Raw genomic sequence first — 26,513 nt, forward strand, 5'->3', positions numbered from 1 at the left:
TTTCTTTTGCCTCCGAAGCGAAGGCGTTCCCAAAAGGGAAGGATGTTTTCCCTTTTGTCGGAAAGAATCACAAAGCCGGGGTTCGGCGGTCGTCCACCCCAGCATGGAATACCGGAGGATATGCCGTGAAAGGGGGTGGATGATCGTCGCCACGCCCGCGGAGGATGACGGGGATAGGTAAACGGTCCCTGCCCCGGCAGCCCCCGGACGTGGGCTCCGGGTTTACGATTCGGAGCGCAAAAGGAAAACATGGTTAAAAGAAAGAACGCAAGGGAGACCTTGCGTTCCATTTGTCTCTGTATGTATTTATATTTGCTCTTCTTTATACTTCAGTTCTTCTTTCCCGGTTTTATTGTTGAATCCGTTTTGTATGATGTTTCCGTCCTCTTCCGCACGAGGTAGTAGTATTCCACTCCTGCCTCCCCTTTGGAAATCACGCTAACCCGATCCCAACATCCCTAGCCGTGGTATTCACTTATGGAATATCCCTGATTTTCTAAACGGGGACTTTTCATAAAATGGTGAGAGCTTCAATCATGGTCACTTGCATCTTCTATAAACGAGAAAAATTAAAAATAATCAACTATATATCATTGAAATATAGCTGGATGTATTGTATTGTTTAAATATGGATGAAAAAGACAAATGGGTAATTCAATTAAGAAAAGGTGTATTTGAAGTCGCTGTGTTAGCCTTAATCAGTAAACATCCCATGTATGGATATCAAATTACTAGGGAGTTAAAAAGAATTCCTGTATTTGAGATTCCCAATGGGTCGATCTATCCCATATTGAATAGAATCACAAAAAACGAATGGGCGGACGTTTACTGGGAAGAGTCGGAAGACGGACCAAAAAGAAAGTATTATCGAATTACAAAAGAAGGGAGCGAAGTACTAGAGTATCGGTTACGTAGTCACAAATCCGTGTATGAAGCGCTGATGAGCTTATTAGAGAAAGGAGAATGACAACAACCCATGAACAAGGATGTATTCTTTTCAAGCGGTATAGTGAAAAATTTTATAGACAAATTGAGCTACCACCTTAAAAGTCTACCTAACGATATCCGCGATCAACATATTGCTGAAGTAAAATCCGACCTATACGATCATGCTCTGGAGCTAAATGCTTCAAAAAGTTTAAGTAACAATGAAATACCAGAACAAGTCATAAATGATTTCACCTCACCTGAAGTAATAGCAGATGAAATAACAGAAGAATATAAAGACGATCTGAACTATTATCACAAGTCGAATAATAATTTAATTAAATACTACACAGTATTTTCGATAGCTACTTTGGGAGGTCTTTCCCTCCCAATACTGCTAGGAGAAATGAATATATCTTCTTCACTTCCTTTAATTCTTTTTTTCTTAGGTAGCAATATATGGTTTATCACAAATAAAAAAATCTTATGGAATCACAGCCTATTAAATTACTTTCAAAAAATGATTCGATTTGGTGCTTCTGCACTGATAGCTCTACCTTTTGCCTTCTTTGCTGTTCGAATAATAATAACTAATGCTATAGAATCGTTTGCTTTAACTTACTTGATGATATATTTAGCAATAGTGATTCTTTATTTGATTTTCCTTTCAATGATTTACAAAAGAAAGAAACAAGAATAAAACCTTGTTTCTTTCTTTTGTATGTTTAATTTTAAGTAAAGCTGCACCCTGCATTAAAGGCCAAAACACACCCAAGACTTAGCGCAGCCCCAGCTGCTGGGAAGTATACTGTAAGACCACCAAATGCAGCAGCACATGCGATAACACCGGATGTACTACAAGCAAAGCTCACTCCATTAAAAGAGAAATCCGCTGTTTGGAATTGGCCGGAATTATTGTTAGAAGATTTCTCTTTGACATCATAACCCGCAAGTTCTTTTACAAAAGGTTGTCCTTCATCAATAGATTCAATTTGTAGAAGGTCATATCTAATTACTTCATTTTTTTTCATGTTTACAAACACTTGTTTTTGCACTAGTTCACTTTCATTTTTTAAATAGAATTGAGTGACAATACCAACTTTTTCATAGGTAGTATCTTGGTCTTTAAGGTTTGTAAAAGTTACAAAAGAATCTGCTTTTTTTTCATGTTTAAATCCTTTTTTCTTAACTTCTTTTAACCTCTCGGAAAACTCTTCTTTATCCATTTCTTTTACAGTTTTAAGGAGACGGGTCTTAGATTTCGCATTCACATCTAAGTTTGTTTCCGTACCTTGTTCTTCTAACTCTTGAACCACCTCATCAAAACTCTTCCCGAGATTATCTTCTACACAATCTTCACATACTTTTGCGTTGGTCGTAGAATTTGCACTAGCTATCGTAGGACCAAATGCCAACCCATTAAGTATAAGAACGGATACCATTAATAGTAAACTTGCTTTTTTCATAATGTATTTACTCCTTTTTTGTTTAGAAATTTTTCTTCTCAACACTTCGTATCTTTTCTAACTCTATAAACGCCTTACCTCCCCTCACAATGTTGTTCTTTAAAAAGAAATTCTTTCCCCTCCCTTATATAAACCTAAATTTACTTACAACTATAAGTCTAAAAGATGTTACACTGTCTTTGTATTGATAAAAATGTAAAATAATGTAGAAATAAACCCTCTTTTTTTCATGAGTTTTATCAACCTTTCGAAGGAGGAACTTTAATGCCTGTAGGAGAAGTGATTCAGTATAGGAGGAAAGAAAAAGGCCTAACCCAGGCATCTCTAGCTATAGGTATATGTTCTATTCCTTACATAAGTAAGTTAGAAAATAATGCCTTAGAGCCAAAAGAGGATATCCTCAAACTACTTTGTGAAAAACTAGATCTTACTATAACTGACGTAAAAGGGGCTGATAGGTACGACGACACATTACATTTGATGAAAAAGGCCTTTATCTCTATCACTGAGCGACGCCCTGATCCCGACATTGAACAATTAATAAAAGATATTTCATTGGCTGTAAGGGATGTAGCAGCTCCTGATATCCAACTTTCCTATAAATTACTTCTCGCGCAATACTATTTGTATAAACGCTCACAAACACCAGCTTACGAGTATTTAACAGAAGTCAAACGACATTTACCATTGCTGGATAAAGAGATTTTAGCAGGCTTCTTTTATTCAAAAGGGCTATATGAATACCTGTATGGCTCGCTGGAGCAGAGCTTACATGAGTATAGGAAGAGTAGAGAGATTCTTACGGATCTACATTTAGAAATTGCCTTCGTTAATTATCAACTAGGGTTAGTGCACTCAAATCTTATGCACATAGACGATTCTATGTTTTATACGAGAAAAGCATTGGATTACTATAATGATAAACTAAACATCCCCAGAATCGTCGATTGCAACATGCTTATAGGCATAAACTATAGACGTCTAGAAAAGTATTCCGCTGCTATCGATCAATATCTTCGATTGCAAGAGCTTCTTCTTCACCACAACGACCAGAAGTATTTTGGAAAGCTCCAACACAATCTCGGGCATACCTATATACTCCGTGGGGACTATGAGGAAGGTATTCCTCACGTAAAAAAAGCACTAGAAACCAAAGCCTATCAACCAGAAAAAATCAACAGTTTGTATGTCTTATCCTTTGCCTACAAAAAGTGCAAACAAACAGAGCAAGCCCTACGTTACATTCATCAAGGGATAGAACTATCCTTAAAAGAGAATGACTACGCTTACTATTACAAGTTCCTGATCACAGAGGCTTTTCTCGAAGATAATGTTCAAGGAAACCTTCTTCAAACGTTAGAAGAGGAAGCACTCCCGTTCTATAAGAAACAAAATTCGAGCTTGCACAACGAACTAGTTTTAATCCTTGCCGACTTATATAAGAAACACAAACGATATAAAAAAGCTAGTCATTACTTTGAGATGTACATTCTCCAAAACACAACCAACAATCATTCCAGGGGGTTTTTATATTGAAAAAAATAACGTATTTCTTTCTCACTGCTTTGGTTACAGCATCTATCATATTGCCACCAGGAGGAGTAACTCCTTTCAATGATGACTATCCAGATGCTCACTCCGAAAAAGTAGAAGACACCTTTGTATGAACCCTTCCCCCTTCCTGATTACTCTTTATTCAGGAAGGGGATTTTTATCTTCATTCATCTTAAATTAAAAAGAGCCGTACGTTCCGTAACGATCTAAATGTTTACCGACTCGTTCGGGGTGGTCCCTTGGGCAAACGGGACAGGACTAGGTGTAACAGCATTAGCTTTGGCAGGAAAGAATCCGGAAGTGAGGAAGACAATTGTGAAGCTATTATCACAAGATAAATCAATAGACGAATAGAACAAAAAAGAGGATGCTTATGCACCCTCCCATTCCTGAGACAAGCGTGTATCGGCTTGTCTCTCTTCTATCCGAACCTAACCACACGCGTAAGACCTACCTGTTCCTTTTATCGGTACGCATCTTGAGGGGAAACAGAGATGGTTACCTCGCCGGATAACTGTTCACATAACTTGTCATAATCCTCATCCACCGGTTCATGGGTGAACTTCACTTCTTTCCCCGGCAGAGTCTGGTTCTTGTACGGATCCTCATCAAACAGGCTTTCCGTATTGATGCTTTTGCTACGCCAATTACTGCCATCGAAACTAATACGTTTGTAGATATACATAAAAAAATCGCCTCCTTATCTTATAATCGTGATAAGGAGGCCTTTTGGTGTCATCGAATTTAAAAAAAGATAAAACTTAGTTGTCATAGATACCAGCTTCGATCAGTTTCTTGTGCCGAATAAAGAAATCCTGGACATCGGGGTCGTCCTCATAGGGAATCATCGAGTAGATATAGGTGATGGGGGATTCGTTGAGGGAGGCGATATCAGAGACGGTGATGTATCTGTCGCCATCCGCCTGGAGGACACAAGTAGTAATACGAAGCTGGCCTTCGCCTTTCATTTCCCTTATAATCTGGGTTGCTTCGTTCATCAAGAAGTTTTCTGATAGTTTTTCTTCCATTTCATCGCTCCTTTTCACATATATGTACACTTTCTTATTCGGCACATATCGAACGTTCCCTTTATTTTTCTTTAATTTAGTTATAGCACGTCCCACTTAGATGAATGAAGCTTCTTAAGTAAAACGCTTCATAAAAAAATCGGAGGAAATACAAATATGTACAAAATTATGGAATAATTAAACCATTTTGGGGTATGGTGCAGTATAAAAAAGGAAATGGATTTACAATAAGTGAGTAAGTTCAACCCTTCAACTTATCTATCTTGCAAACCACTTTCTACATTACTACTGACTTTTCCAGAAAGGATAACCGGACTTTGATGCGCGATTCATGAGAATTAAAAGAAGCATCCGAAGACTTAGATTAGTACTAAAAAATTCTGAAACTAACCAGGAGGAAGCAAAATGAAAAAAGTAATGGTTGCCTCTGGATTGTTAGCAGTTAGTTTATTGGTTGGTTGCTCTGAAATGGAACCAGAACAAGAAGTTCAAGCCGACGATAAAGAGAAAACTGAACAAGTTGAGAAGAAAGAAGAAGGGAAGAAAGAAGAAAGTAAAGCTAAGAAAGCAGAAGAAGAAAGAGATAAAGATCCCGAAAAACTTGCTCAAGTAAATGCGGCCTTTCAAGATTCCATCATGTTCTCCTCTGGTATCATTCACAATATTGAATACAAAGGAGAAGGAATCATTCACGTGTTTGTAGATGAGACAGCTTGGGCATCCTCTACTAAATCTGAGAAAGAAAGTTTTGTTCTAGTTTTTGAAAAAGAAGTAGAAGAGCCTTTAACTTATTATGATCTAAGAGCTGATGATGAGGCTATTCATACTCACTACTTCAGTGCACAGCTTGGAGATAAAGTTGCTTCTCAGAAGATGTTCGGGGGATTTGATATTAAACGATAAAGAAAGACTGATAAGGGTCTAGGCTATAAACCTAGGCTCTTATTTACGTTTTACATAGAACAGAGGCAACATCGGACAACGTGAGGAACCGGTCATCGTCATTAGAAAAGAGCCTGGTTGTTTTTCTTCCAATTCATCGCTCCTGCTTCATTAACGTACTATGTTTTTATTCGGTACATATCGAACGATTCCTTTATTTTTCTGTCTTTTAAAAAAGATGGAAGACGGTTCGCCCGCCTTCCGTGAGTGATGCCTATGTATATCATTCATTATAAGTACCGTTTCAGTTCCTTGTAAAACTGTTCCCGCGTACCTGCATGGAGAATGATGACGATGTTCCCTTCGTCGTCTTCGTCGATGGTGTACGCCAACTCGTACCCTGTTTTGTTATGGCGGATATCATACCCGTAGACCCCAGAGAGGTCCCCCGTTTTCGGTTCTCCCGCGTGATAGGGGTCTAAGCGTATGGTCTCGATCGCATCTTCATACTTACCTGTGAGCTGTTTGTCTTTGATTTTCTTGAAGAACTTTTTGGCCGGGTTCTGAACTCTCAGTTTCGCTTTTTCCATGGCTTATTCGTCCTCTTCGAACAGGTCTGACACAGATTCTACGTCCTCTGCGTTTTCCTGAGCGTCTTTGATCAACGCTTCGACCGCAGGACGTATGTTATTCTTCCGACGATTGAATTCCTGGAGCAGTTCATCCCCTCCGTACCCTTCGTCAATCAAGTCTTTCAGAATAAACTCCGAAAAATCATCATTGTTTTCTCGCACCGGGGTGATCACGATCTTATTCCCTTCAAGCTCTATATTCGCTTCGGTTTCCATTTCAAGGTAATCATAATATTCTTTCGGGACGGTGATTTGGCGTTTGTTGGATATAGCTATACGGCGAGCCTTTTTTCTAGGTCCTTGAGCCATATCTCCACTCCTCCTTACAGTTTCCTCTATAGCCATCAGTATGCCCCTCCTTCGTTCAAGTATTCACGTTTTCCTAGAAACCAAAAAATCGTTTCTTTGTTTCTAGGATTCCTTGTTATAATTATAATACTACTGTATAGGATACGCAAGGTTCCCTCAGCTAGGAACGGCGGATCCAGGGGTAACTTCAGGAAAAAAGGGGTCTACAGAAAATTAAATCAAGGCATAGAAAAATCGGTTCCTTTCATTCGATAGGAACCGATTCTCAAATTAACCCTATTCGATTAAAGCCCCCTTTAACGGAAGACTTGAACTCGAGACATTTTATCATTTTTAGCTATTCAGAGAACCCACCGTAGCGAACTAAACCGCGGTATCAAATGAGCTTTTCTATTAATCCTCCATCTCTCTAGTAAAGCCACAAATCAGTTGAAAGCTAGCCTCTTTTAAAGGATAGGACCCAGCTAAGTAATATCTGCCCTTTTCTCTCTCCTGCTTCTAAAGAAAAGAATTCCTCCTGATCCAGCAACCAAACCAATAAAAATCAACCAATACACCCATAGTGCGTTCATAATACTAAATACATGAACTAGCAGAAAAGAAGAAATCAGAAGTGCTAACAATATGGCCACCGGAATCTGGAACCCCACTAGAGTCATATAATTGGGTACGATACTTGAAATCATGGCACTGATTGCAGCTGTGCAAAAGGCAAGCGTATAAATGATCGCCACCGTAACTCCTATGTACTCCAAAAATGTGAAATCATACCAGCTCAACATTTGACCTACTAAACTGAAGGAGCTGAGTTCACTCGACCAAAACATACTCGTTTCATTTCTGGAATAGAGAAGGAAGAAAAGGCCGAGATACATTGTTGTCAGTATAAAGGTAGTTACCATACCGGCTGAAAGTTTTGACCAGAATAACCCTCTTCCCATTTTCGTCGTATATTGCAACTGTAATAAACCTTTTTTCTTATCTGGAAGATACAAGCGACCAATAACTATAAAAATAACAATCATAATTAAGATACCTGTGTACTTAATGAGGTTTACATAGTTGTTGTACACTTGAAAGGGGAGGATGGACTGAAAATCTGTTTCCTTGTAAATCTTATCCACCCTTTTTTGAACAGAAAAATGCATGGATCCACCCATGTTTAACTGTCCTCTTTGTTTGTAATCAGACAGTATAGTTTCAAAACCTTGTATTTCCCAAAAAACATCAACACCTTTATCAAACATAATTTTCGCATGCAAGTTATCTATTTTTTCATAGACATCTGTACCACTTTCCGCTTTATTTAAAATATTCCTGTATTCTTCATAAGAAGTAACCCCAAGTTCCTGTGCCATATCATTGTTCTTTAAATAAATCCCAGCTTCTTTTTTTGCAGTTTGTAGCTTTTTTTGAAAATCTTCAAATTCTGCTTTATTCATTTCATTTCCATAATCCTCAATCATTTCTACATAAATTCGCTTTATGTCGAGGGCCGGTCTGCCATTAGGAAAATGTTCAATTTCAAAACTGAGAAAAAATTCATAAAACAATAGACTGATAAGCACGACTCCAAGCAATACCTTAGGATTCCAAAGTTTTTTAAGTTCATGCAAAAATACAGACACGCTACCCCTCCTCAAGATATTTCCTGCCATTTAAAGCAATAAAGACTGAATAGACTAAGTCCAAAAAGACCGATCCCCCAAATCAAAATGGTCATTAGCTCATAGTAAGAAAACATTGTCATCGGATTGTTAACAGTAAACCAAGTATGTGGGTTCAGCATGAGGGTGAAGGGATTGAACTGAGCAGCAAAAATCATAAGACTATGACCAGGCATCAACCCCGGGATCCATATTAAGAGACCGAACAATACAGAAAAAGCTAAATAGACAAGATAGCTATTTTTTATCCATATCGACAAAAACCAGCTTATAGCACTAAAGATCAGTTGGACGATTATAACCAAAGCTACAAACAAACCTACATATTCTATAAAAGATAAGTTCCACCAGGATATGTAAGGCAAAGGGGTCTCCCTCATGAAATAGTTACTGAAGGAAGAGTGCCACAATTGACTGTAATCATAAAAATTGAAGTAGACAAGCATCGTCAACCCGGTAAGGGAACCTGCAAAAATACTAGCTGAACATAATGACGCAGCCAGTTTATCTCTCATCAGCTTTCGCCCGCGCTTAGTAGAGAAAACGACGAGGTCAGTTCTTTGCTCAAACTCATAAGTGCTTACATAAGCAGAAAGTAAAACTACAAGTGTCATTATTTCAAAGAGAAGGACGAGACCTATATCTTTAAACAGAAAGGTATGCATTTCATAGGTAAGACCATGAAAAAAGAAAGAAAGGTGCTCATCATTGGCTATCACTTCTTGTTTACGCTCCTCAATTTTTTTGAATTGAGAACGAACTATGTCAGCAGCTCCTCCACTTAGACCGTACTGTTGTATGACTGATGAGCTGAGTGTAGTAAAATCGAGTTCTCTGTAAAAAGCGTTCGCCTGCTCACCAGTCTCATTGTATAAGTGTAGGTTCTGAAGCTGTTCGTAACGCTCCTGAGGAATACTTTCTTTCCAAGGAGCAGACGGATCATTGAAGGCCTCATTTAGCGTTTGGTACCTTTTACTTTCTACATGGGAGTTCACCCACACTAAACCCTCCTTAAGATCACCTTCCATTGTGTATAAGGTTTCTTCCGTGGCCAACCCTCCGTACCTTTCTAAGATATCTGAAAGAGCATTCATACTCCCTCGGGACGGGAGGTGCTCAGCCATAAGCAAAACATTGATACCGGTAAAAAAAAGGAGAAGACCAAGTAACAAAGGAGATTGAAATACTTTTTTCATTTCGTATCTGATCATGCAATGCCACCAGTCAAATCGGTTTCTTCTTCGAATATATAGAGGAAGATATCCTCAAGCGTCGGACTCACAGTTATCCACTCTTGCTCCCTTTCACCATTTTCCACAGCGAAGCGCATAACCATCCTGTTCTCTTCTTGCTTTTCAGCAAGAACAGAGTAATCTGCCCGGAACTGCTCAGCGTTTTCAAACGGAACTCTTGTTTCGAAAAGTTTTCCTTCAAGTAGTTGACGCAGATCTTCCTGTCTCTTCTTATAAAGAACCCGCTTCTTCTTAATCATAACGATTTCATTGGCTATCGATTCTACATCCGATACGATATGGGTCGATAAAATTATGATACGATCACGAGCTAGATTAGATAATATCTTCCTGAAGCGTGCTCTTTCTTTAGGATCCAGACCGGCAGTCGGCTCATCAAGGATGAGAACCTGAGGGTCATTTAACAATGCTTGGCAGATTCCGACTCGCTGAATCATGCCTCCAGAAAATTTCTTCATTTTCTTTTTTGCTACATCTTTGAGGCCTACGAGAGTAAGAAGCTCCGAGATCTTTTCTTTAGCTTCTCGTTTGGTTAATCCTTTGAGGGAAGCCAGATAGATAAGATATTTTTCTGGTGAATAGTTTTTATAATAGCCGAATTCCTGGGGAAGATAGCCTAAGATATCCCGATATTTTTCATCCAAATCTAGGATGTTTTCCCCGTAGTAAGTGATTTCACCTTTAGTGGGGTAAATTAAAGTCACGAGCATTTTGATCAAAGTAGTTTTTCCTGCACCGTTGGGGGCAAGCAGACCATAAATACCCCGGTCAAACTGAAGATCTATCCCCTCTAAAGCAGTAAATTGTTTAAATTCTTTAGTAACATGGTGCATCTCTAGCATAAATGGCCTCCTCTGGCTAAAGTTTTTTGAAGAAATTTTACTGTTTGCTGAATATAAAAAAATGCTGCTCCAACTGCGATCACTAAGTAAATATAATACGGAATTTGCTGGAGGAACATCTCATACTTACTTCCTAAAACTGTTGATAGAAACACATTACCGACAATCCATCCTCCGATTACAACTAAAGGGGGCAATACGTGCTCCGATAAATGCTGAATATATAGAAATGCCGCAGAGCAAAGAAAAAGTGCTGCCACAGACAAAAGAAACGCAAACCATACATGAAATTCAAAAGATACTGTCATTGCGAAGATAACTGCTCCGTTGACCACCAGGCTGATGATACTGAAAAGAAGCATTCGAACGGCAGCGATGGTTCTCAGATTGTATTTACACGTCATTTCTAGATCAAAGGTGAGCTCTTGTTTTTTCCTTATAAAGAAGAAGTAAACGAGTACACCATATATAAACGGAGCGCCAGCGAATGAGATCACATACATATTGACTTCCTTCCATGTGAGCCAGCTAGATGTGACAATTAAAAAACCTAACAAGGAAATGACAGCCATGATAAGTATGAATATCATTTCGGTCGCATCTCGGAAAATATGTTTCATCCCCACTTCTTTTATTATTCGAGAGATGCTTACGAAAAAAGACGGGGTTGTTTCTAACCCCTTTGATGTTATACACTCCAGTTCTTTTTCCACTTCTGACTCATTTGGATATGGAATTCTCTCTTGATCATTCATTCCATTATTCCTCCTTTAACGCCTGCTTCATAAACTTCAGCGTTCGATAATATTTCGTTTTAATTGTTGATAATGCAAGTCCTGTCTCCGCACTAATATCAGGAAATGTTCTCCCGCCCAAAAGCTTCATTCGGACGATGAACTCTTCATCAGATGGACAACTTTCCAGCACTTTAAGCGCTCTCTCCGCTTCAGCACGAGTAGCAAGCCTTTCAGTAAAATCTGACGTATCCTCTATCCTTTCCTCTTCAACGGCAACGCCTCGGGACGACTCCTTAAACTGCTTGGAACGATAATGATCAATCACCCGGAATTTCGCAACCATATACAGCCAGGTACGAAACGATGATCGGCCATCATAACGATAAAGGCTTTTTAACATACTGATGAAGATTTCCTGAGTGACATCTTTCGCCGTCTCTTTGTCATACATTTGTTTATAAACATAGGAAAAAATCTCTTTATAATAGGCTTCTATGAGCTGATTAGCGCTATGTTCATTTCCATGTTTTTGTATCGCCTTGATCCATCGCTTCTCCTTGTTCATGTGATTCTCCTTATGCTTTCTCTCTGTGTCTATTTATATATTCGTAATAAATCTGACAAAAGTTTTAATTTCTTTTTCTCTTCCCAATAAATTATTTATAAAAAAGTGCCTGAGCTACTCTTTATCATGATAAGAGAAGGCTCAGGCACTAACTGATATAATTCTTTGCTCAGTGGGTTTATATAATAAGAAAGGGCATCCTTTTAAGTAATCGCCCCCATTTGTTTAAGACTCGAATTCAAGATAAAAACACCTTTTATAAAGGATATATAGAGATGGATCACTTCGTATTTCTATTGTTCATCACTTCAGCTAATCGTTGAGAGTTCAAATCTTTCTCCTTATTAAGTTTATCAATAATGTTGTCATAGTCTTCTTCACTTCGGTTTTGACTCAATTTATAGGCTGCTTGAACTTCTAGCACTTTTACTTTAAATCCAACAATACCTTTAGTTTGGTTTTTGGTTTTTGCAGAGAACTTCTCCCATAACGCTGCATTCTCACGGTGTTGTTCATACTTTTGCAATAGAGCCTTCAGGTCTTCCTGCAATTCTTGTTCACTCATAATACTAGCCGTTCCATATACATGGACTGCCTGATAATTCCATGTCGGCACATTTTCAGACTTGTACCACGAGGATGAAATATAAGCATGAGGGCCTTGATACATAACAAGAACAGGAGCATCGCCGAAAGTTTTCCACTGTGGATTCGCATAAGCGAAATGTCCAGTTAGATAATAGTCATCCCCTTTTTTATGTAACTCCAAAGGTAAGTGTGTCGCTATAGGTTTTCCTTCTTCTGTCGTTACGATCGTTCCAAAAGAGTTTCTCTGAATGAAGTCTTTGATTTCAACGAAGTCTGTGACTTTAAAATGCTTTGGAATATACATGTTCATTCACCTCTTTAAAGATTATTGGAGTCTTTTAACCATTATTACGTCCGTTTGTTCTTCGTCCCCCATATAAAAAGAATGTGCTCCCGTTTGAACAAAACCCAATTTTTTATAGAAAGAAATGGCATTTTCATTTTTTTCCCATACGCCAAGCCATATTTTCTTTTTATTCTGTTCCATAGCAACATCCTTAGCTTTATTGAACAGGTATTTACCAAGTCCATTCTTTTGAAATTTATTAATAATATAAATCCGTTCGATCTCTAGGGAGTCATCATCCATTTCTTCAGACTGGGCATCCCCTGTATTAACCTTTAAATATCCAGCAATCTCATCATTTATAGAAACTAAAAAGAAATGTGATAAAGGATTAGATAACTCTTTTTCTACTTGTTTTATGTTAAAAGCTGCTTCCAAATAAGCCTTCATATTTTCTTGAGAATTCTGATCTTCAAACGTCTCCTTAAATGTTTCATAACCAATTTCCTGAAGTTTTCGTGAATCTTCCACTGTACATCTGATCATCTTAATATTCATTTAAACCTTTCGCTCCTCTCAATATTCAATAACTTCTCTTGTTGCCTTTTTTAACAAATTCCCAGTCTTTTTCTAAATTTCCCCTTACTCTTTTAAGAAGGTCGAAAAGGTTTTCTATTTCTTCTTCGGATAACCCCGCTAAGGCAACGGTGTTAGAATGATCATTTTCTCTTTTTATAAAAGGAAAAATCTTCTTTCCTTTCTCGGTTGGATAAAGCTTTTTAATTTTTTTGTTATGCTCAGCTTCTTTCTTAACTATAAAGCCATTCATTTCAAGTTTCTTAATCGAGCGGGCTGCAGTGGTACGATCTACTTTTATTAGCTCAGCTACTTTCTCTTGAATGATGCCCGGCCTTTCACAGATTCTCACAAGGTATAGATACTGTCCTCTCGTGAGGTCATATTCTTTGAATTCTATATTACTTATTGAATCTAACGCCCTCGCTATCATTCCAATTTCACGTAGTATTTCCTTCATATTGACCCCCTTAGCAATTTTTGTTGCAAATACAACATTTATCATCGTATACTTAACCTAACTTAATTTTATTGTATTTGCAACAAAAAAATATCGATCGATAAAGAGGTAGATTAATGTGAAACTTTTCATTTATGTATTAGGAATCTTGATATTAACCCTCGGCATTTCCTTCACGATACAATCTGACCTAGGGACTTCCCCTTTTGACGCCCTTTTGGTAGGGCTGTCTATTCACGTGGGGTTTACGGTAGGTACTTGGGAAATAATTATTGCTTTTATACTGATAGGCTGTAATTCGCTTTTAAAAAGACAAAAGCCAGAAGTTTTGGGGTTGTTAACAGCAGTTATAACGGGGATTAGTATCGATATGTGGCTCTTTTTGTTAGAAACTTTGCACACACCCGAGCTATTGTACAGTAAAGTTGTTTATTTTGGACTCGGCTTAATTGTTATAGGATTGGGTACTGCCATCTATCTACACACAAATTTTGCACCAATTCCGGTTGACCGATTAACGTTAATCATACATGAATTAACTAGAACAAATATATTTTTATCGAGATCAATCATTTACCTAATATTTTTAGTGTTGGCCATGGTTTTCAAAGGACCAATTGGCATTGGAACTTTATTAATCGTCTGCTTAAGCGGTCTAATCCTGAACTACTTTATGTCATTTACTAAAAAGGTACTGGAGCAAGCGTCTTAATCCTAGTACGTTAACATAAGAATGCATCAATATAGAGTGCTTTTTCTGAGTTATCTCGAAACTGAGTTTTCCGTTTTCACTGCCCTTAAACTGAAGACTCAGTTTCAAGATATATGCTTTGTAAAAGAACCTTGATTGCAAATAATTCACACTTAATCAACTGGTTATATATTACATGTTATCAATTCAACCACCATGAAGCATTAAAATATTAAATAATCAGTTATCAATTTTATAATGGAATCAGTCCAAAACTTTGAAGTTTTGACACCAATAAGCTGATGTGATTAAATCAGTAGATAGAACGGTGTCATAACTTATGGTCAAAAGTGAGGACGATTTTCATGAAATTTGGGTACGCCAGAGTGTCGACAAGAGGCCAAGATTTGGAAGGACAGATTCAGGCACTTCAAAATGAAGGATGCGAAGAAATTTACCAGGAATTTGTAACGGGAACGAAACGGGAAAAGCGAAAAGAGTTCAATGAACTGATCGATCGATTAGATGAAGGAGATACATTAGTCGTGACGAAACTGGACAGGTTTGCGAGGTCGGCGAATGACGCGACGAGTATTATTGAGGATTTATTCGATCGAGGGGTACGGGTGCACGTCTTGAACATGGGAATTATCGAAAACACACCAACCGGACGGCTGATCTTTAATATCATGACCTCATTCGCACAGTTCGAGCGTGACATGATCGTCGAGCGTACTCAGGACGGGAAAGCTCTAGCCAAAAAACGACCGGACTTCCGCGAAGGCCGGCCGAAAAAATATAATAAGAAGCAGATTGATCACGCGCTTCAGTTGTTGGAAAAGGCCTCATACCGAGAAGTGGAACAAATGACAGGGATAAGTATGAGCACGTTGAAAAGAGCGAATAAAAAACTCCAAAAATAGACTTTTCTTAGCGTTTTATTATACCTTTGTCTACTTTCTTCCTCTTTTCTTTAACCGATTGGCAGCAATCGAATTGAGGAGGGGGGGTGCTGTCTCTCCAATTTACATAGAAGCTTCTATAACTCAAAAAAATCCTGATATTCATTGTCGTATATCCATTTTTTGAATTCATCCTTCCATATGGAATTAGCGCATACTTCGGAACATCCTCTCTTAAAGTAGTCAGACATTAATCCAGGAATCTGAGGAAAGTTCAACGTGTAATAATGGGTATCTGTTTTACTTGATACTTTTTTCCCGCACCAATCACATTTAAAAGACCAGTCCCTTTTTAGGTTCGATCTAAATTCTTTATAGCGCATATTGACTTCAGGTATAATAAACTTTCCATTTTCGTTCTGTTTAAAATCCTCATCGTGACTCATTGATGAAAAATACTTTATCGCCTTTATTTTGTTTACTCGTTCAATCCATTCTTGCGCGCCTTCCGCATCGTAAAACGCTATAGCCTTATTAATAATATCCATTAAACTATGTTCTCCATGTATGACTTGGTCTTTTGTAAGTATAAACCCAGCCTCATCCTCAAAAACAAATAGCTCCTCATTTCCTTTCTCACTTTTAGCTGAAACTGAAGATGGTATCATTAATTTCTCAAACATTTTCTCTCCTCCTCCAAAAAAAGACGATATATCTTCCAAAAGCTTGCAGCTGCCTTACCACTCAATTGCGGGCGCTAACCCTAATTAAAGCATTGGGCCCGCTTAAATTGAAGAAGATTTAGTTACCTCTCAAGCAGTTCTTTCCTACCCAGAGAATCAGTAGGAAGTCCAGAAGGTTTATTTACAGGAATTTATCCTTCCCTTCTCAACCCCTCATACACTTCATCAACCATGTCGTCCATAAGATATTCTTTAAATTCCGGGTCTTCGAGAATCTTCATAAAGAACTCTTCGTTGCTTTGCATGCGGTCTACGACAAAGTCCATAAATGTTCGGTTAAAACTGAATTTGAAATTATCTTTCGTGTTGTTCTGTGCTTTTTGGATAAGGTCCTCATTAGCTTTCATATCTTCAATGATCTGGTCTCTCGAGAGCTTATCAGCTTCGGTGAATTCCGTACCGAACCGTTCGTTCATCCGTTCAATGATGGAAGACAGCCGTTCCGTCTCTTCTTCGCCACTTCCGGCACTGCCATGCTGTGAAGGAGAGAGGTGTTCTCCACCTGTTACCTCAAGCGTAATACTTCCTTCGAAAGACTTTTCATTCCGATAATATTCCAGTGCCACATCATCGGAAAGATAGACCGGGTCTTCGGGTTTTTTGGGAAGCTTCTTTAGTAAGGAACTGAGATAAATAAATCGTTTGTGCAACTCTACATCGGAGAAAGGACCAATCTGTAAGACGAACGCATACGTTCGTACGAATTTCATCGCGGAAGATTTAAAATGATCCTGCATTTCTTCCTCCAATTCACTGGTGAATCGTTGCACCCCAGGGTCCAACGCTGCATTCAACTGTCCCTGGAACCGGGCACTCTTCGAAGGCTGATCGCTGTATTCCAGATTCGCAACCCTATTCACTTCATAGTCCGTGTACACCTGCATGGCATCCAGTTCGTTCTGAAGATCGTACAGGATATTCGGGTCCGTCGCTTCTCCCAGTCCTGTCACTTCATAATAGGTTTGGAACGCACTCTGAATGGTTTCCGGATCATTGACGAAGTCCAGGACGAAGGTGTCGTCCTTCCCTTTGCACGTCCGATTTAATCGGGATAGGGTTTGCACCGCCTTGATGCCATCGAGAGGCTTATCGACATACATCGTGTGAAGCAACGGTTCATCGAAGCCGGTCTGGTATTTTTCTGCCACGATCAATACCTGATAATCATCGGAATGAAATTTCTCCGGCAATTCATTCTCACTTATGCCGTTCATGTCTGCTTCTGTATAGGAAAGCCCGCCGTCTTCGACCGTACCCGAAAAGGCAACCAGCGTCTGCAAATCGTTATAGCTTTTTGCTTTCAGATATTTATCAAACGCATGCTTGTACCGTACAGCGTGGAGACGACTTCCTGTGACAACGATTGACTTCGCTCGGCCATTGATTTTATGGCGAGTGACATTCCGGAAATGTTCGACCATGATTTCAGCTTTTTGTGCAATGTTATGAGGGTGAAGTGAGACATACCGGGCAATCTGCCGGCTTGCCTTGCTCTTCGCGACTTCCGGATCGTCCTCGATATTCTTTTCAACCTGGTAGAACGTCTCGTAGGTTACATAGTTTTGTAGCACATCATGAATGAACCCTTCCTCGATGGCCTGGCGCATCGAATACAGATGAAACGGTTCATACGTCCCGTCTTCGTTCTGCGTCCCGAAGTGCTCCACCGTTTTCGGCTTAGGAGTCGCTGTGAAAGCAAAGAAAGAGATATTCGATTGATCGCCGCTTTTCGCAATCTCTTGGATCATCTGCTCTTCCGCATCGGTCGCTTCTTCTTCCTCCAGCATGCTCTGTTCATAAGCTTCTTCCAATGATTTATTCGAAAGAAGGGCTGTCATGGCGGAGGACGCCTTCCCTCCCTGGGAGCTGTGAGCTTCATCAATAATGATGCCATATGTGCCCTGGTTGAATTCACCTACCTTGTCTAAGATAAAGGGGAACTTCTGCAAGGTCGTCACGATGATTTTCGTCTTGTTGCGAATCGCGTTTGCTAGTTGGTCGGAGTCCTCATCGATTTTCTCCACCATGCCTGCTTTGTGTTCCAGTTGGTAAATGGCGTCCTGGAGCTGTCTGTCAAGCACCCTACGATCTGTGATAACAATGATGCTATCGAAGACGGGATTGTCTTCTTCATCATGGGTCTTCGCCAAACGGTGCGATAACCAGGAGATACTGTTGGTTTTGCCACTTCCCGCCGAGTGCTGAATCAAGTAATTTTTCCCGGCCCGGTGATCCTTTACGTCTTTCTCTATTTTACGTACCGCATCCAGCTGATGATAGCGAGGGAAAATGACGATTTCTTTCTCATCAATGATGTCTCCATTGCTGTCCCGGATGTTTTCTTTCTGAACGTACACAAACCGGAAAAGAATATCCAGGAGGCTATCCGTTTCCAGTACTTCCTGCCAGAGGTAAGAGGTCCGGTAATTATCTTTTACCGGTGGGTTCCCTTTGCCCCCATCATTTCCCCGGTTAAAAGGAAGGAAAAAGGTGCTCCCTTTCTTCAATTGGGTTGTCATGTACACCTCGTCTGTATCCACGGCAAAGAACACCACCGCGCGTTTCTTGAATTGAAACAGAAGCTCGTTAGGGTCCCGATCTTTGCGGAATTGCTTCATGGAATGTTCCACCGTCTGCCCGGTCAACTGATTCTTCAACTCCATCACAACCAACGGAAGACCATTCAACGAAATCATCATATCAATCGAATTACGATTGGCCGTACTGTAATAGACTTGACGACTCACGGTGAAAATGTTCTGTTCATAGTTTTCGACGAGGGTTCGGTTCATATCCGTTGGAGGTTTGTTGTAGGCAAGAGTAAGAGAAACCCCGTAGTCTTTCACCCCGTGGCGCAAGCAGTCGATGATACCCCGACGCTTCAGTTCTTTATCGATACGATCCATCACTTTGTATTGAAAGTCGGCTTTATATACTTTTTTCAACCGTTCCATAGCTTTTGGTTGCGTCGCTTCGAAAAAGGAGAACAGGAGCTCCTGATCGATGGCCCACTTCTGAAATGTGGCAAGCGCCGACCCGGTCAGCACACGTTTTTGATACCCTGCCTGGATGAGCTCTTGTTCAATGTTTTCCTCAAACCCTTTTTCCGTCTTATCGATACTCACGAGGACGATACCTCCTGTTCTATCTCCTTCTCCATCTCTTGTACGTCAATTTTCCCGGTCACGGCTTCATAGATAAGAGATTGACGATATTCTTTAAGCTTCTCTATAGCATTTCTTGTATCAGAAACAATACTCGAAATTTCAATGTTAAATTTGTTTATCCTATTTAAAATATATTCTTGTTCTTTGTAAGGGGGCGTAACTATAACTAGATTCTTTACAATCGTAGAATTAATTCCAGCCATGATGCTTCCCTTACTAAAAAGTTCCATTTGTATTTTAGATAGCATACTATCACGGATTACTAGAGGAATATATTCAGGTACTACAACCCTCTCGTCTGGAGAAACTTTTAATAAATGCGAGTCCATGACCCCTACTTCTGCGTACTCCGGCACAACTTCACATTTACCTATCGTTCCCATCATTGAAAATAAAACATCCCCTGGGCTTACTTTATAGGAGGCTAATTGATGAAACTTTTTTTCAGATATATATTTTTGACCTATATGAAAATTTTGTTTAATCAAGTTCTCCTGACCATAAACTTTCACTCCACTATCACTCATATCATCGAGCTTTAGACTACTACCAAAGGGACCAATTTTTATTCCATTGCCATCATTTTTGTAAATATGTTTGAGCTTTTTTGTCTCCCAATGCTCAGGAATATCCCCGATCCATGCCACCCCAGAATCCTTCATCGGCACATCCGGATCCAACCCTTTCGTCACGGATTCGGTAATCACCGCTTGCCGCTTTTCTTCGAGCAGTTCAATCAATTTCTCTTTGTCTGCTATTAAAGCGTCGATTTCCGAAGTTTTTTTATCAAGAAATTTCTGTATAAATATTTGCTGTTGTTTGCTAGGAAGAGGAATATTAAAATTCATAATCTCATTCGGATTTATGCGCTGATGACTTTTTGTCACAGATTGAACCATTGAATTAAATTCATCAGCAACAATTTGGTTGGAGAGCAAATAATACAAGTAGTCTCGTTCAATTTTATTTATTGCTATAGGTACAAATTCTGTAGAGCAAATTGTATTTTTTTCTTGGGAGGTGACCTTTACAACCGTACCTTTTCTAGGGTTTAGTTTCGAAACCAATATTTCGTCCCCTTGAAGTAAATACTTATTGCTTTCAATATTATTTCCGTTCTCTACCTGGTAATCATTATTTTTTTGTACATGGGGGATATTATAATAATTCCAAAAGCGACCCTTTATATTACTTACATTTATACTATTATATCTTTTTTCAGCTACTTCTCTAATCTTAACAATATCCCACGCATGAGGTATTTCTTTTATCCATCTGACTTTACTTTGTTTCATTGATTTCTTCGTCACATCATCACCTTCTTCAGCTTCTCTAGGATGCTCTCCTCAAGCTCCTGGATTTCACTCTTGATTTCCTCCGACGATCGAAGCTCCTGATACTGATAAAAGTGCCTTGCAAATGGAATCTCGTAACCGATTTTCGTTTTCTCCTCATCAACCCATGCATCAGGCACGTGTGGCATTACTTCACGCTCGAAATAGTCATGAATGTCCTCTTTGATAGACACGTTTTCGGTATCACGCAGATCAGGATCCGGTTCAACATCTCCCTTTTTATTCTTCACACATACCTCTGCCGTTTCATCCTTCTCGGACAACGCTGCCAGCACTGCTTTTAGCAACGGAGCCTTCATATCGATACCAGCATTCGCAAACGCGGATTTCACTTTCTCGGTGAACGTTTCGCGATTTTTATAAAGCGTGCCGTCTTTCAGCTGCTGCAGTGTAGCAATGATAGCCTCTTGTTTTTTCTTTCCGGCTTCTTCTTGGGCTCCGTCTTCCCCTTTTTTCTTCGATGTTGCAAGGTTTTGGAAGGCTTTTTGTTCATATAACCGCTCGATTCGTTCCTCATCGATTTTGAAGTTCAGCTTCAATGGGCGCTCGACGACGATTTTTTGATAACCGAAGTCTTCATTATCAAAAATCTTCACATTATCGCTTTCTTTGTACGCGCCGTACATCTGGATAATTTCATTGATTTGGTCCGGAGAAATCTGATGCCGCTTTTCTCCGAGGCTCTTCCGCATCTTTTCGTAATAATCTACAGCATTCACCAGCTGGATCTTCCCTTTCCGCCACGCCGCTTTATGATTGGTCAAAATCCAGACATACGTGGAAATTCCCGTGTTATAGAAAAGACTTGGAGGCATTGCAACGATTCCTTCGACCAGGTCATTTTCAATCATATAGCGTCGGATTTCACTTTCCCCGCTACCTGCGTCTCCCGTGAATAACGGAGACCCGTTCATGATAATCGCCAAGCGCGACCCTTGCGGGTTCTCTTCGTTCACTGGCTTCATTTTGGATACTAGGTGCTGCAGGAATAACAGCTGACCATCACCGATGCGAGGCAATCCCGCACCGAAACGCCCCTGCATTCCTAAATCTGCATGTTCTTCCTTCACGACCTTCTCCGACGGTTTCCACTCGACTCCGTAGGGTGGATTTGATATCAGGTAATCGAATTTTTGCGTAGGGAACGCATCTTTGGTCAACGTATTGCCGAAACGAATGTTTTGCGCATTCTCCCCTTTGATTAACGTATCCGCCTTACACATGGCGAACGATTCTTCATTGATCTCTTGCGCGAAAAACTCAAGCTCTGCTGATTCGTTCAATTCGTTCAGATATTCCTGGGCGATGGACCCCATGCCACCGGTACCCGCGCAGCCATCATAGAGCGTCTGGGTAATCCCAGGTTTCGTCAGAATCTCGTCATCCTCATTGAACATGAGTCCGACCATCAGACGTACCACTTCCCGTGGTGTATAATGGTCCCCGGCCTCGGCATGCTCCGAATACCGACGAATCAGTTCTTCAAAGATATATCCCATTTCAAGGTTAGATACGGTATCCGGGTGAAGATCGACCTCTGCGAATCGTTTCACCGTCAGATAAAGAACGTCATTCCGGTCCATTTTTTCGATTTGCTTATCAAAGTCGAAGTACTCGATGATATCTCTTGCCGTTTTCGAAAACCCGTTGATATAGTCCCGAAGGTTCTCCGCAATGTTATCGGAATCATTCAACAGCTTCTGGAAGTCGTAGTTACTGGTATTGTGAAAACGTTCCTTGGACTTCCGGTTCAAGATTTCCTCGCGAGCATCTTCCGGGAGGTGTTTGAATTGCTGGTAACTCTCCAATACTTCCTCTTTCGTATCTTCCAACACGTTATCGAAACGACGCAACACTGCCATCGGTAAGATGACCTTCCCGTAATCTTCCGGTTTGTAGGGACCTCTCAATATTTCTGCGATGGTCCATAAAAAGTTTACCTTATCCTGAAAATTCACCATGTCTTATTCTCCTTCACATACAAAACTTTTTTATTTCTATAATTTAAATATAACGCATGCTAAACTAAGTCCGCTGCATACATGAACTTTTAATAGAGGCCGTTCTTGATTTCAGGTTTTTCCATAGAAAAAACTGTTGACTATTTTTGGTAAAAAAGTGACTATTAACTTTTATAATTAATTAGTATTAATACTTAAAATGGTAAATCATTATAATCTATCTCAGTTTTCACTTTAGATAACCTCGTGTCTATATTATCTAGTACTATTTTTTGATTATATAAAGTTAACCCTTCTAAAAATCTGTAAAATTCCATCACTAACGAAAGAGAAACAGGAACATTAGTTTTATAGCTATAACCATTCTCAACAAAGCAACTTATTAATTGACCATTATCTTGGATATGCGTTTCAAGTGAGCTATTTCGAACCAAGGTAGATAATTTAAACAAGACAGTTCCAGGATCTTTGATGGGTGTGTAATTATTCGTATGACTCATTAAGCATTCAGAAAGTAAATCTGCAAATTCTCTATATAATTCCTTCTCTTTCTTTGTGAATTCAGATACAAAAGCACCTTGAGATAAATAAACTGAGATATCCCGAAATGACAAGTACCTTTCACTAGGATCTAATTTTGTCATCTTATCGATGACATGTTTAAACTTAAAACTTTTCAAATCTTCACCAAGAACACGACTAAATAATTTCCCCACAAAATAAATTTCACTTTGGTGATTGTATATCCCCTCATTATCAGTTTCATAGGGAAGTTGAGTTACTGGCCAATTAAGTAGTACACTTCTACCTTCATTATCTTGATCGATTAACTCTTTTCCAAAACCAAAATCTATAACTTTAACATCTTCATGTATATCTATTAATATATTGGCGGGACGGATATCCCTGTGTAGAATTTTCTTTGACTCCAAATATTCGAATGCTACTATTGCTTCTGTAAAAATATCTTCCCAAGACTTAAAAAGTGGTATGAACTCGTCAATTGGATTTCCATCTATGTACTCCATCTGGAGATATCCAAGTTTGTTTTCAGGGTATAAGTAATAATTATAAACTCTAACAATATTAGGATGAGATATTGTAAACAAAATTTTGATTTCATCAACAAAACGACCATAGTTTTCATCAATGTCATTGTTACCTTTTGGATCATATTTTTTAAATGCAAATAACATATCTGTTGTTTCATCCTTAAACAAGTGTGTATCTCCAGTTCCACCACTACCAAGCTCTTGAACGTGCTTAAACCGTTTGATTCTATTAAATTCAACAACTGCACCTGGCTTAACCATAAATACACTTCCATTCTGTACTTTTATCGTGTTTCTTTAGATAAACAATCGTTTTAAAGATTAGAGGGACAGACCGACTATTAGCTACAAACCTCTTTATACTTTTCTAAAATTAAGCATATTTCTTTTGAGATTTTTACGCCACGTGGCGATCCAAATGGTAAAAAGATTTGTATGGTTCTCCCGACAGGTTTCATGGTCATTCCCCACTTTTTCCCTTTTCTTTATTGTAACGGGTAGCATGGGTCGAAAGCACGTATTTCTTTTTGATCACTTAAGGGTCATCAAAGAAATGAACACCCTTTACTGCTGATGAAACATCTATCAACGAAGAAAAGCAAATCACCTGGGACTCTTCCATGGCAACATCCGACCTGGAAAACTTTCCGTTCATCCCCGATGTTTTTCAAGATAAGAGCGATCATTGTATTGCGTATTATCAAAAGATTTAGTAGTGGCTGTGTATTTCGCTGTTCCTCATAATTCGAAACAATGAAAACAGCAGTGATTTACTTCAAAAATTCTTTCTTAAGTAAACAGAATTCGCTGTCTCCTCAACGTACGAAGTGATAGAAACTTTAACATTGATAAACCGAAGACCACGAAAATGTCTAAAGTGGAAACCAGAGAAGAAGCTCTTAAGGAAAAACTATTGTACTTAAATTGACGAACTGTCACAAAAAAAGACGACCCCTCAACGGGAATCGTCTTGGACCTGCTGTTCTTCTTAGATTTCATCGAGCATCGCTTCGATCGCCTGGTTGAGAAACAGGGTCTTGAACCCTCGTTTTCCGTCTACTAGTTTATCGAGGCGCTTCTGCAAATCTTTCCGCTACAGGAACGTCGCACGGCTATGCGTTTCTTCGACCGTCTTCTTTTTACTTTTCTCATCGTACATACTCATGATGTTCGTAGAAAATTCTTTGACGGATTTCGTCTCTTTTTCTTTCGGAGTATCCTCCGTTTCGTTTCATAAAAGGTGATACCTCGTGAACAACCGGGCGATCTCCCGGTAATCCCGCTCGGAGAGAACGCCCCGTGAACGTAACGTCTGATTATCGTACCGCTTGTATCGGTCGTATTGAATGTGGGACCCTTCATCCAAGTTGGCGTGACTCCAATCCTGAACCCTGTACCGGTACGGATGATTATATGTAGGACCGGAATGCGTAATCTTCAATCCCAGTGCATTGTGTTGCTCTGTGTTTACGGCCAAAATGAAAACAGGGCGACGACTGCCACCCTGTTTTTCTTCATACGGAAACAAAAGTTCATATAGATGACCAACCTGCATCAGTCTTCGTCCTTTGCCCAGTACGCATAATCAGGGTGGTCCGGGGATATATCCACCCGCCCGAATGTATCTACAGGAAGTGTCTCTTGATCCGCTAATTTATTCATATCGATCGTGGATGCAATCGCGTCCAATTTCTTTTGGTGTAATTCCTGGCGCTCTACACGAAGGGACTTTTTCACTCTTGCTCTTTTCAACGGTGTTTTAGAATTAGCAACGTGAGGCATATTCGTCTCCTCCTTTTTCCACTTACGCACAGGTATCACCACCTCTTTGGTTGTGGTGATTAGTGTATGCAACTTTTAATAAAAGTATAAGTGGTTGTATCTTCATCATACCTGCAGGAGAGGGATAACGTCAATCACTATCCCCTTCTGAACAAGGACGGCGACCGGGTAATTCACATAAATCATGAACATCCTATATGTCGATAAGGTACTTTTTTTAGGTGTAGGGGAAAACTTCAAGGTCGAGGCGTTTGAAAAGTAGCGATTTTTATCGTGTTGCCGGGTGTCGACCCATGTGGCATACTAAAACCACACCCGAAAAGGAGGGATTCCATGACCCACGACAACAACGAAACAAACCCTGATTATGAGGTGTCGGACGACATAACGGATGAGGAGGTCGCCGTCCTACGCCTGTTCGCTGAGACGCTTCTCCGGACCAACCCGTCCGGCACCGAAGCTGTGATCCCTGAGCGAGACCTGCTTGAAGCCATCGGTTCGACCGACCCGTCAGCGATCGATCCGTTCTTCGACGGATTTTCGCAGAAACGCATGTATGTCCGCCGCGGAGGTATCATTTCCCGGCGACCGTACTTGGAGAGCGTGGTCCACGACTACGACCGGCAGAAAACACATCTCACCGTCAACCACCTCATGCTGCCGAACATCCTTGATGCCTACCGGGACTCCGGGAACGAATGACGCCCGCCACTTTCTGAAACGTACACCTTTACGTATAAATCCCCCTGCGCTCGCCTGCGTGGGGTTTCTTTTTGTTCTGTTGCGGAACAGGTGCCGAATGGGAATGACTTCGAACACCAAGCGTCCTGTTCGATGACCGCCTGATTTTACTTGTGGATAATATCCGAAAAATAGGTATTCACCACAGCACGGTTTGTTATCAATAGGTGTTCACGAGAGCACGGTTTGTTATCAATAGGTGTTCACGAGAGCACGGTTTGGATAAACTCACCCCTATGAGAATGGCATCTTGGCATAGACTCGATCCCGTGAAAGCACAGTTTCTTGAAAATAGGGGTTCACGAGAACACGGTTTGGATAAAGTGACCCCATGAGAACGGCATCTT

The 26,513-nt window shown here is 39.9% G+C and carries 28 protein-coding genes; 8 read left to right on the plus strand and 20 right to left on the minus strand.

The window, feature by feature from the left end; genetic code table 11:
* The first annotated feature begins 628 nt into the window (after positions 1-628).
* Together BLQ44_RS14950 and BLQ44_RS14955 are read left to right on the plus strand one after the other, a co-directional pair.
* Entirely contained in the window at positions 629-967 is a 339-nt protein-coding gene (locus BLQ44_RS14950) for a PadR family transcriptional regulator (protein ID WP_093194698.1), read from the plus strand.
* Between the two features lie 9 nt (positions 968-976).
* On the plus strand, positions 977-1,627 hold the full coding sequence (locus tag BLQ44_RS14955; RefSeq protein ID WP_093194699.1) for an HAAS signaling domain-containing protein: 651 nt from the start codon (positions 977-979) through the stop codon (positions 1,625-1,627).
* Between the two features lie 31 nt (positions 1,628-1,658).
* Here the strand turns inward: BLQ44_RS14955 and BLQ44_RS14960 are convergent, their stop codons facing one another.
* A complete protein-coding gene (locus tag BLQ44_RS14960; RefSeq protein ID WP_093194700.1) occupies positions 1,659-2,393 on the minus strand; it encodes a putative immunity/bacteriocin fusion bifunctional protein in 735 nt (244 codons plus the stop codon).
* Positions 2,394-2,657: 264 nt separating this feature from the next.
* On the opposite strand from BLQ44_RS14960, the gene BLQ44_RS14965 reads away from it, so the two are divergent.
* Together BLQ44_RS14965 and BLQ44_RS16820 are read left to right on the plus strand one after the other, a co-directional pair.
* Positions 2,658-3,929, plus strand: coding sequence for a helix-turn-helix domain-containing protein (locus BLQ44_RS14965; RefSeq protein WP_093194701.1), 1,272 nt, complete (start codon positions 2,658-2,660; stop codon positions 3,927-3,929).
* Positions 3,926-4,060 (plus strand): hypothetical protein, encoded by a 135-nt coding sequence (locus BLQ44_RS16820; protein ID WP_281241437.1) that lies wholly within the window; start codon positions 3,926-3,928, stop codon positions 4,058-4,060. Before BLQ44_RS14965 ends, BLQ44_RS16820 begins: the two co-directional genes overlap by 4 nt.
* Positions 4,061-4,410: 350 nt before the next feature.
* On the opposite strand, the gene BLQ44_RS14970 is transcribed toward BLQ44_RS16820, so the two are convergent.
* Positions 4,411-4,632, minus strand: coding sequence for a hypothetical protein (locus BLQ44_RS14970; protein WP_093194702.1), 222 nt, complete (start codon positions 4,630-4,632; stop codon positions 4,411-4,413).
* Positions 4,633-4,708: 76 nt separating this feature from the next.
* Positions 4,709-4,975, minus strand: coding sequence for a hypothetical protein (locus tag BLQ44_RS14975; protein ID WP_093194703.1), 267 nt, complete (start codon positions 4,973-4,975; stop codon positions 4,709-4,711).
* 405 nt (positions 4,976-5,380) lie between these two features.
* Between BLQ44_RS14975 and BLQ44_RS14980 the strand changes: the two genes are divergently transcribed.
* Positions 5,381-5,878, plus strand: a complete 498-nt coding sequence (locus BLQ44_RS14980) for a hypothetical protein (RefSeq protein WP_093194704.1) — start codon at positions 5,381-5,383, stop codon at positions 5,876-5,878.
* 269 nt (positions 5,879-6,147) lie between these two features.
* On the opposite strand, the gene BLQ44_RS14985 is transcribed toward BLQ44_RS14980, so the two are convergent.
* The 10 genes from BLQ44_RS14985 to BLQ44_RS15030 form a co-directional block, all read right to left on the minus strand.
* Positions 6,148-6,447 carry a type II toxin-antitoxin system RelE/ParE family toxin gene (locus BLQ44_RS14985; protein ID WP_093194705.1) on the minus strand — a complete coding sequence of 100 codons (300 nt, stop codon included), beginning with the start codon at positions 6,445-6,447 and terminating at the stop codon, positions 6,148-6,150.
* A gap of 3 nt (positions 6,448-6,450) precedes the next feature.
* The gene (locus BLQ44_RS14990) at positions 6,451-6,834 is read right to left on the minus strand and encodes an AbrB/MazE/SpoVT family DNA-binding domain-containing protein (protein WP_093194706.1); all 384 of its coding nucleotides are present in this window, start codon (positions 6,832-6,834) and stop codon (positions 6,451-6,453) included.
* Positions 6,835-7,262: 428 nt separating this feature from the next.
* Positions 7,263-8,426 (minus strand): hypothetical protein, encoded by a 1,164-nt coding sequence (locus BLQ44_RS14995; RefSeq protein WP_093194707.1) that lies wholly within the window; start codon positions 8,424-8,426, stop codon positions 7,263-7,265.
* An 11-nt stretch (positions 8,427-8,437) separates the two neighbouring features.
* The gene (locus tag BLQ44_RS15000; protein ID WP_093194708.1) at positions 8,438-9,676 is read right to left on the minus strand and encodes a hypothetical protein; all 1,239 of its coding nucleotides are present in this window, start codon (positions 9,674-9,676) and stop codon (positions 8,438-8,440) included.
* Positions 9,673-10,560 (minus strand): ATP-binding cassette domain-containing protein, encoded by an 888-nt coding sequence (locus BLQ44_RS15005; RefSeq protein ID WP_093194709.1) that lies wholly within the window; start codon positions 10,558-10,560, stop codon positions 9,673-9,675. Before BLQ44_RS15005 ends, BLQ44_RS15000 begins: the two co-directional genes overlap by 4 nt.
* On the minus strand, positions 10,554-11,315 hold the full coding sequence (locus BLQ44_RS15010) for a hypothetical protein (RefSeq protein WP_093194710.1): 762 nt from the start codon (positions 11,313-11,315) through the stop codon (positions 10,554-10,556). The genes BLQ44_RS15005 and BLQ44_RS15010 overlap by 7 nt, the downstream gene beginning before the upstream one ends.
* A 4-nt stretch (positions 11,316-11,319) precedes the next feature.
* Positions 11,320-11,862: an RNA polymerase sigma factor gene (locus BLQ44_RS15015; RefSeq protein ID WP_093194711.1), complete on the minus strand. Its 543-nt coding sequence runs from the start codon at positions 11,860-11,862 to the stop codon at positions 11,320-11,322.
* 280 nt (positions 11,863-12,142) lie between these two features.
* Positions 12,143-12,754, minus strand: coding sequence for an FMN-binding negative transcriptional regulator (locus BLQ44_RS15020; RefSeq protein WP_093194712.1), 612 nt, complete (start codon positions 12,752-12,754; stop codon positions 12,143-12,145).
* Between the two features lie 21 nt (positions 12,755-12,775).
* Entirely contained in the window at positions 12,776-13,294 is a 519-nt protein-coding gene (locus BLQ44_RS15025) for a GNAT family N-acetyltransferase (protein WP_093194713.1), read from the minus strand.
* Between the two features lie 25 nt (positions 13,295-13,319).
* A complete protein-coding gene (locus BLQ44_RS15030) occupies positions 13,320-13,772 on the minus strand; it encodes a MarR family winged helix-turn-helix transcriptional regulator (RefSeq protein ID WP_093194714.1) in 453 nt (150 codons plus the stop codon).
* Between the two features lie 118 nt (positions 13,773-13,890).
* On the opposite strand from BLQ44_RS15030, the gene BLQ44_RS15035 reads away from it, so the two are divergent.
* Together BLQ44_RS15035 and BLQ44_RS15040 are read left to right on the plus strand one after the other, a co-directional pair.
* Positions 13,891-14,484: a YczE/YyaS/YitT family protein gene (locus tag BLQ44_RS15035; protein WP_093194715.1), complete on the plus strand. Its 594-nt coding sequence runs from the start codon at positions 13,891-13,893 to the stop codon at positions 14,482-14,484.
* 344 nt (positions 14,485-14,828) lie between these two features.
* Positions 14,829-15,386 carry a recombinase family protein gene (locus BLQ44_RS15040; protein ID WP_093194716.1) on the plus strand — a complete coding sequence of 186 codons (558 nt, stop codon included), beginning with the start codon at positions 14,829-14,831 and terminating at the stop codon, positions 15,384-15,386.
* A gap of 116 nt (positions 15,387-15,502) precedes the next feature.
* On the opposite strand, the gene BLQ44_RS15045 is transcribed toward BLQ44_RS15040, so the two are convergent.
* The 7 genes from BLQ44_RS15045 to BLQ44_RS15075 form a co-directional block, all read right to left on the minus strand.
* Positions 15,503-16,048, minus strand: a complete 546-nt coding sequence (locus tag BLQ44_RS15045; RefSeq protein ID WP_093194717.1) for a hypothetical protein — start codon at positions 16,046-16,048, stop codon at positions 15,503-15,505.
* A gap of 191 nt (positions 16,049-16,239) precedes the next feature.
* On the minus strand, positions 16,240-19,233 hold the full coding sequence (locus tag BLQ44_RS15050; RefSeq protein ID WP_093194718.1) for a type I restriction endonuclease subunit R: 2,994 nt from the start codon (positions 19,231-19,233) through the stop codon (positions 16,240-16,242).
* Positions 19,230-20,585, minus strand: a complete 1,356-nt coding sequence (locus BLQ44_RS15055) for a restriction endonuclease subunit S (RefSeq protein WP_093194719.1) — start codon at positions 20,583-20,585, stop codon at positions 19,230-19,232. The genes BLQ44_RS15050 and BLQ44_RS15055 overlap by 4 nt, the downstream gene beginning before the upstream one ends.
* On the minus strand, positions 20,582-22,591 hold the full coding sequence (locus BLQ44_RS15060; protein ID WP_093194720.1) for a type I restriction-modification system subunit M: 2,010 nt from the start codon (positions 22,589-22,591) through the stop codon (positions 20,582-20,584). Before BLQ44_RS15060 ends, BLQ44_RS15055 begins: the two co-directional genes overlap by 4 nt.
* Positions 22,592-22,785: 194 nt before the next feature.
* Positions 22,786-23,904, minus strand: a complete 1,119-nt coding sequence (locus BLQ44_RS15065; protein ID WP_093194721.1) for a protein kinase family protein — start codon at positions 23,902-23,904, stop codon at positions 22,786-22,788.
* A 970-nt stretch (positions 23,905-24,874) separates the two neighbouring features.
* Positions 24,875-25,198, minus strand: a complete 324-nt coding sequence (locus tag BLQ44_RS15070; protein WP_093194722.1) for a hypothetical protein — start codon at positions 25,196-25,198, stop codon at positions 24,875-24,877.
* Positions 25,198-25,455: a hypothetical protein gene (locus BLQ44_RS15075; RefSeq protein WP_143004730.1), complete on the minus strand. Its 258-nt coding sequence runs from the start codon at positions 25,453-25,455 to the stop codon at positions 25,198-25,200. The genes BLQ44_RS15070 and BLQ44_RS15075 overlap by 1 nt, the downstream gene beginning before the upstream one ends.
* Positions 25,456-25,758: 303 nt before the next feature.
* Between BLQ44_RS15075 and BLQ44_RS15080 the strand changes: the two genes are divergently transcribed.
* On the plus strand, positions 25,759-26,127 hold the full coding sequence (locus BLQ44_RS15080; RefSeq protein WP_093194724.1) for a hypothetical protein: 369 nt from the start codon (positions 25,759-25,761) through the stop codon (positions 26,125-26,127).
* The last annotated feature ends 386 nt before the right edge of the window (positions 26,128-26,513 follow it).

Origin of the sequence: Salimicrobium halophilum (assembly GCF_900100295.1) — a bacterium.
Lineage (GTDB): Bacteria > Bacillota > Bacilli > Bacillales > Halobacillaceae > Salimicrobium > Salimicrobium halophilum.

Coding starts and splice junctions, on each gene's coding strand:
- BLQ44_RS14950 (WP_093194698.1), top strand. CDS start 629: ATGGATGAAAAAGACAAATGGGTAATTCAATTAAGAAAAGGTGTATTT.
- BLQ44_RS14955 (WP_093194699.1), top strand. CDS start 977: ATGAACAAGGATGTATTCTTTTCAAGCGGTATAGTGAAAAATTTTATA.
- BLQ44_RS14960 (WP_093194700.1), bottom strand. CDS start 2,393: ATGAAAAAAGCAAGTTTACTATTAATGGTATCCGTTCTTATACTTAAT.
- BLQ44_RS14965 (WP_093194701.1), top strand. CDS start 2,658: ATGCCTGTAGGAGAAGTGATTCAGTATAGGAGGAAAGAAAAAGGCCTA.
- BLQ44_RS14970 (WP_093194702.1), bottom strand. CDS start 4,632: ATGTATATCTACAAACGTATTAGTTTCGATGGCAGTAATTGGCGTAGC.
- BLQ44_RS14975 (WP_093194703.1), bottom strand. CDS start 4,975: ATGGAAGAAAAACTATCAGAAAACTTCTTGATGAACGAAGCAACCCAG.
- BLQ44_RS14980 (WP_093194704.1), top strand. CDS start 5,381: ATGAAAAAAGTAATGGTTGCCTCTGGATTGTTAGCAGTTAGTTTATTG.
- BLQ44_RS14985 (WP_093194705.1), bottom strand. CDS start 6,447: ATGGAAAAAGCGAAACTGAGAGTTCAGAACCCGGCCAAAAAGTTCTTC.
- BLQ44_RS14990 (WP_093194706.1), bottom strand. CDS start 6,834: ATGGCTATAGAGGAAACTGTAAGGAGGAGTGGAGATATGGCTCAAGGA.
- BLQ44_RS15000 (WP_093194708.1), bottom strand. CDS start 9,676: ATGATCAGATACGAAATGAAAAAAGTATTTCAATCTCCTTTGTTACTT.
- BLQ44_RS15005 (WP_093194709.1), bottom strand. CDS start 10,560: ATGCTAGAGATGCACCATGTTACTAAAGAATTTAAACAATTTACTGCT.
- BLQ44_RS15010 (WP_093194710.1), bottom strand. CDS start 11,315: ATGAATGATCAAGAGAGAATTCCATATCCAAATGAGTCAGAAGTGGAA.
- BLQ44_RS15015 (WP_093194711.1), bottom strand. CDS start 11,862: ATGAACAAGGAGAAGCGATGGATCAAGGCGATACAAAAACATGGAAAT.
- BLQ44_RS15020 (WP_093194712.1), bottom strand. CDS start 12,754: ATGTATATTCCAAAGCATTTTAAAGTCACAGACTTCGTTGAAATCAAA.
- BLQ44_RS15025 (WP_093194713.1), bottom strand. CDS start 13,294: ATGAATATTAAGATGATCAGATGTACAGTGGAAGATTCACGAAAACTT.
- BLQ44_RS15030 (WP_093194714.1), bottom strand. CDS start 13,772: ATGAAGGAAATACTACGTGAAATTGGAATGATAGCGAGGGCGTTAGAT.
- BLQ44_RS15040 (WP_093194716.1), top strand. CDS start 14,829: ATGAAATTTGGGTACGCCAGAGTGTCGACAAGAGGCCAAGATTTGGAA.
- BLQ44_RS15045 (WP_093194717.1), bottom strand. CDS start 16,048: ATGTTTGAGAAATTAATGATACCATCTTCAGTTTCAGCTAAAAGTGAG.
- BLQ44_RS15060 (WP_093194720.1), bottom strand. CDS start 22,591: ATGGTGAATTTTCAGGATAAGGTAAACTTTTTATGGACCATCGCAGAA.
- BLQ44_RS15065 (WP_093194721.1), bottom strand. CDS start 23,904: ATGGTTAAGCCAGGTGCAGTTGTTGAATTTAATAGAATCAAACGGTTT.
- BLQ44_RS15070 (WP_093194722.1), bottom strand. CDS start 25,198: ATGCAGGTTGGTCATCTATATGAACTTTTGTTTCCGTATGAAGAAAAA.
- BLQ44_RS15080 (WP_093194724.1), top strand. CDS start 25,759: ATGACCCACGACAACAACGAAACAAACCCTGATTATGAGGTGTCGGAC.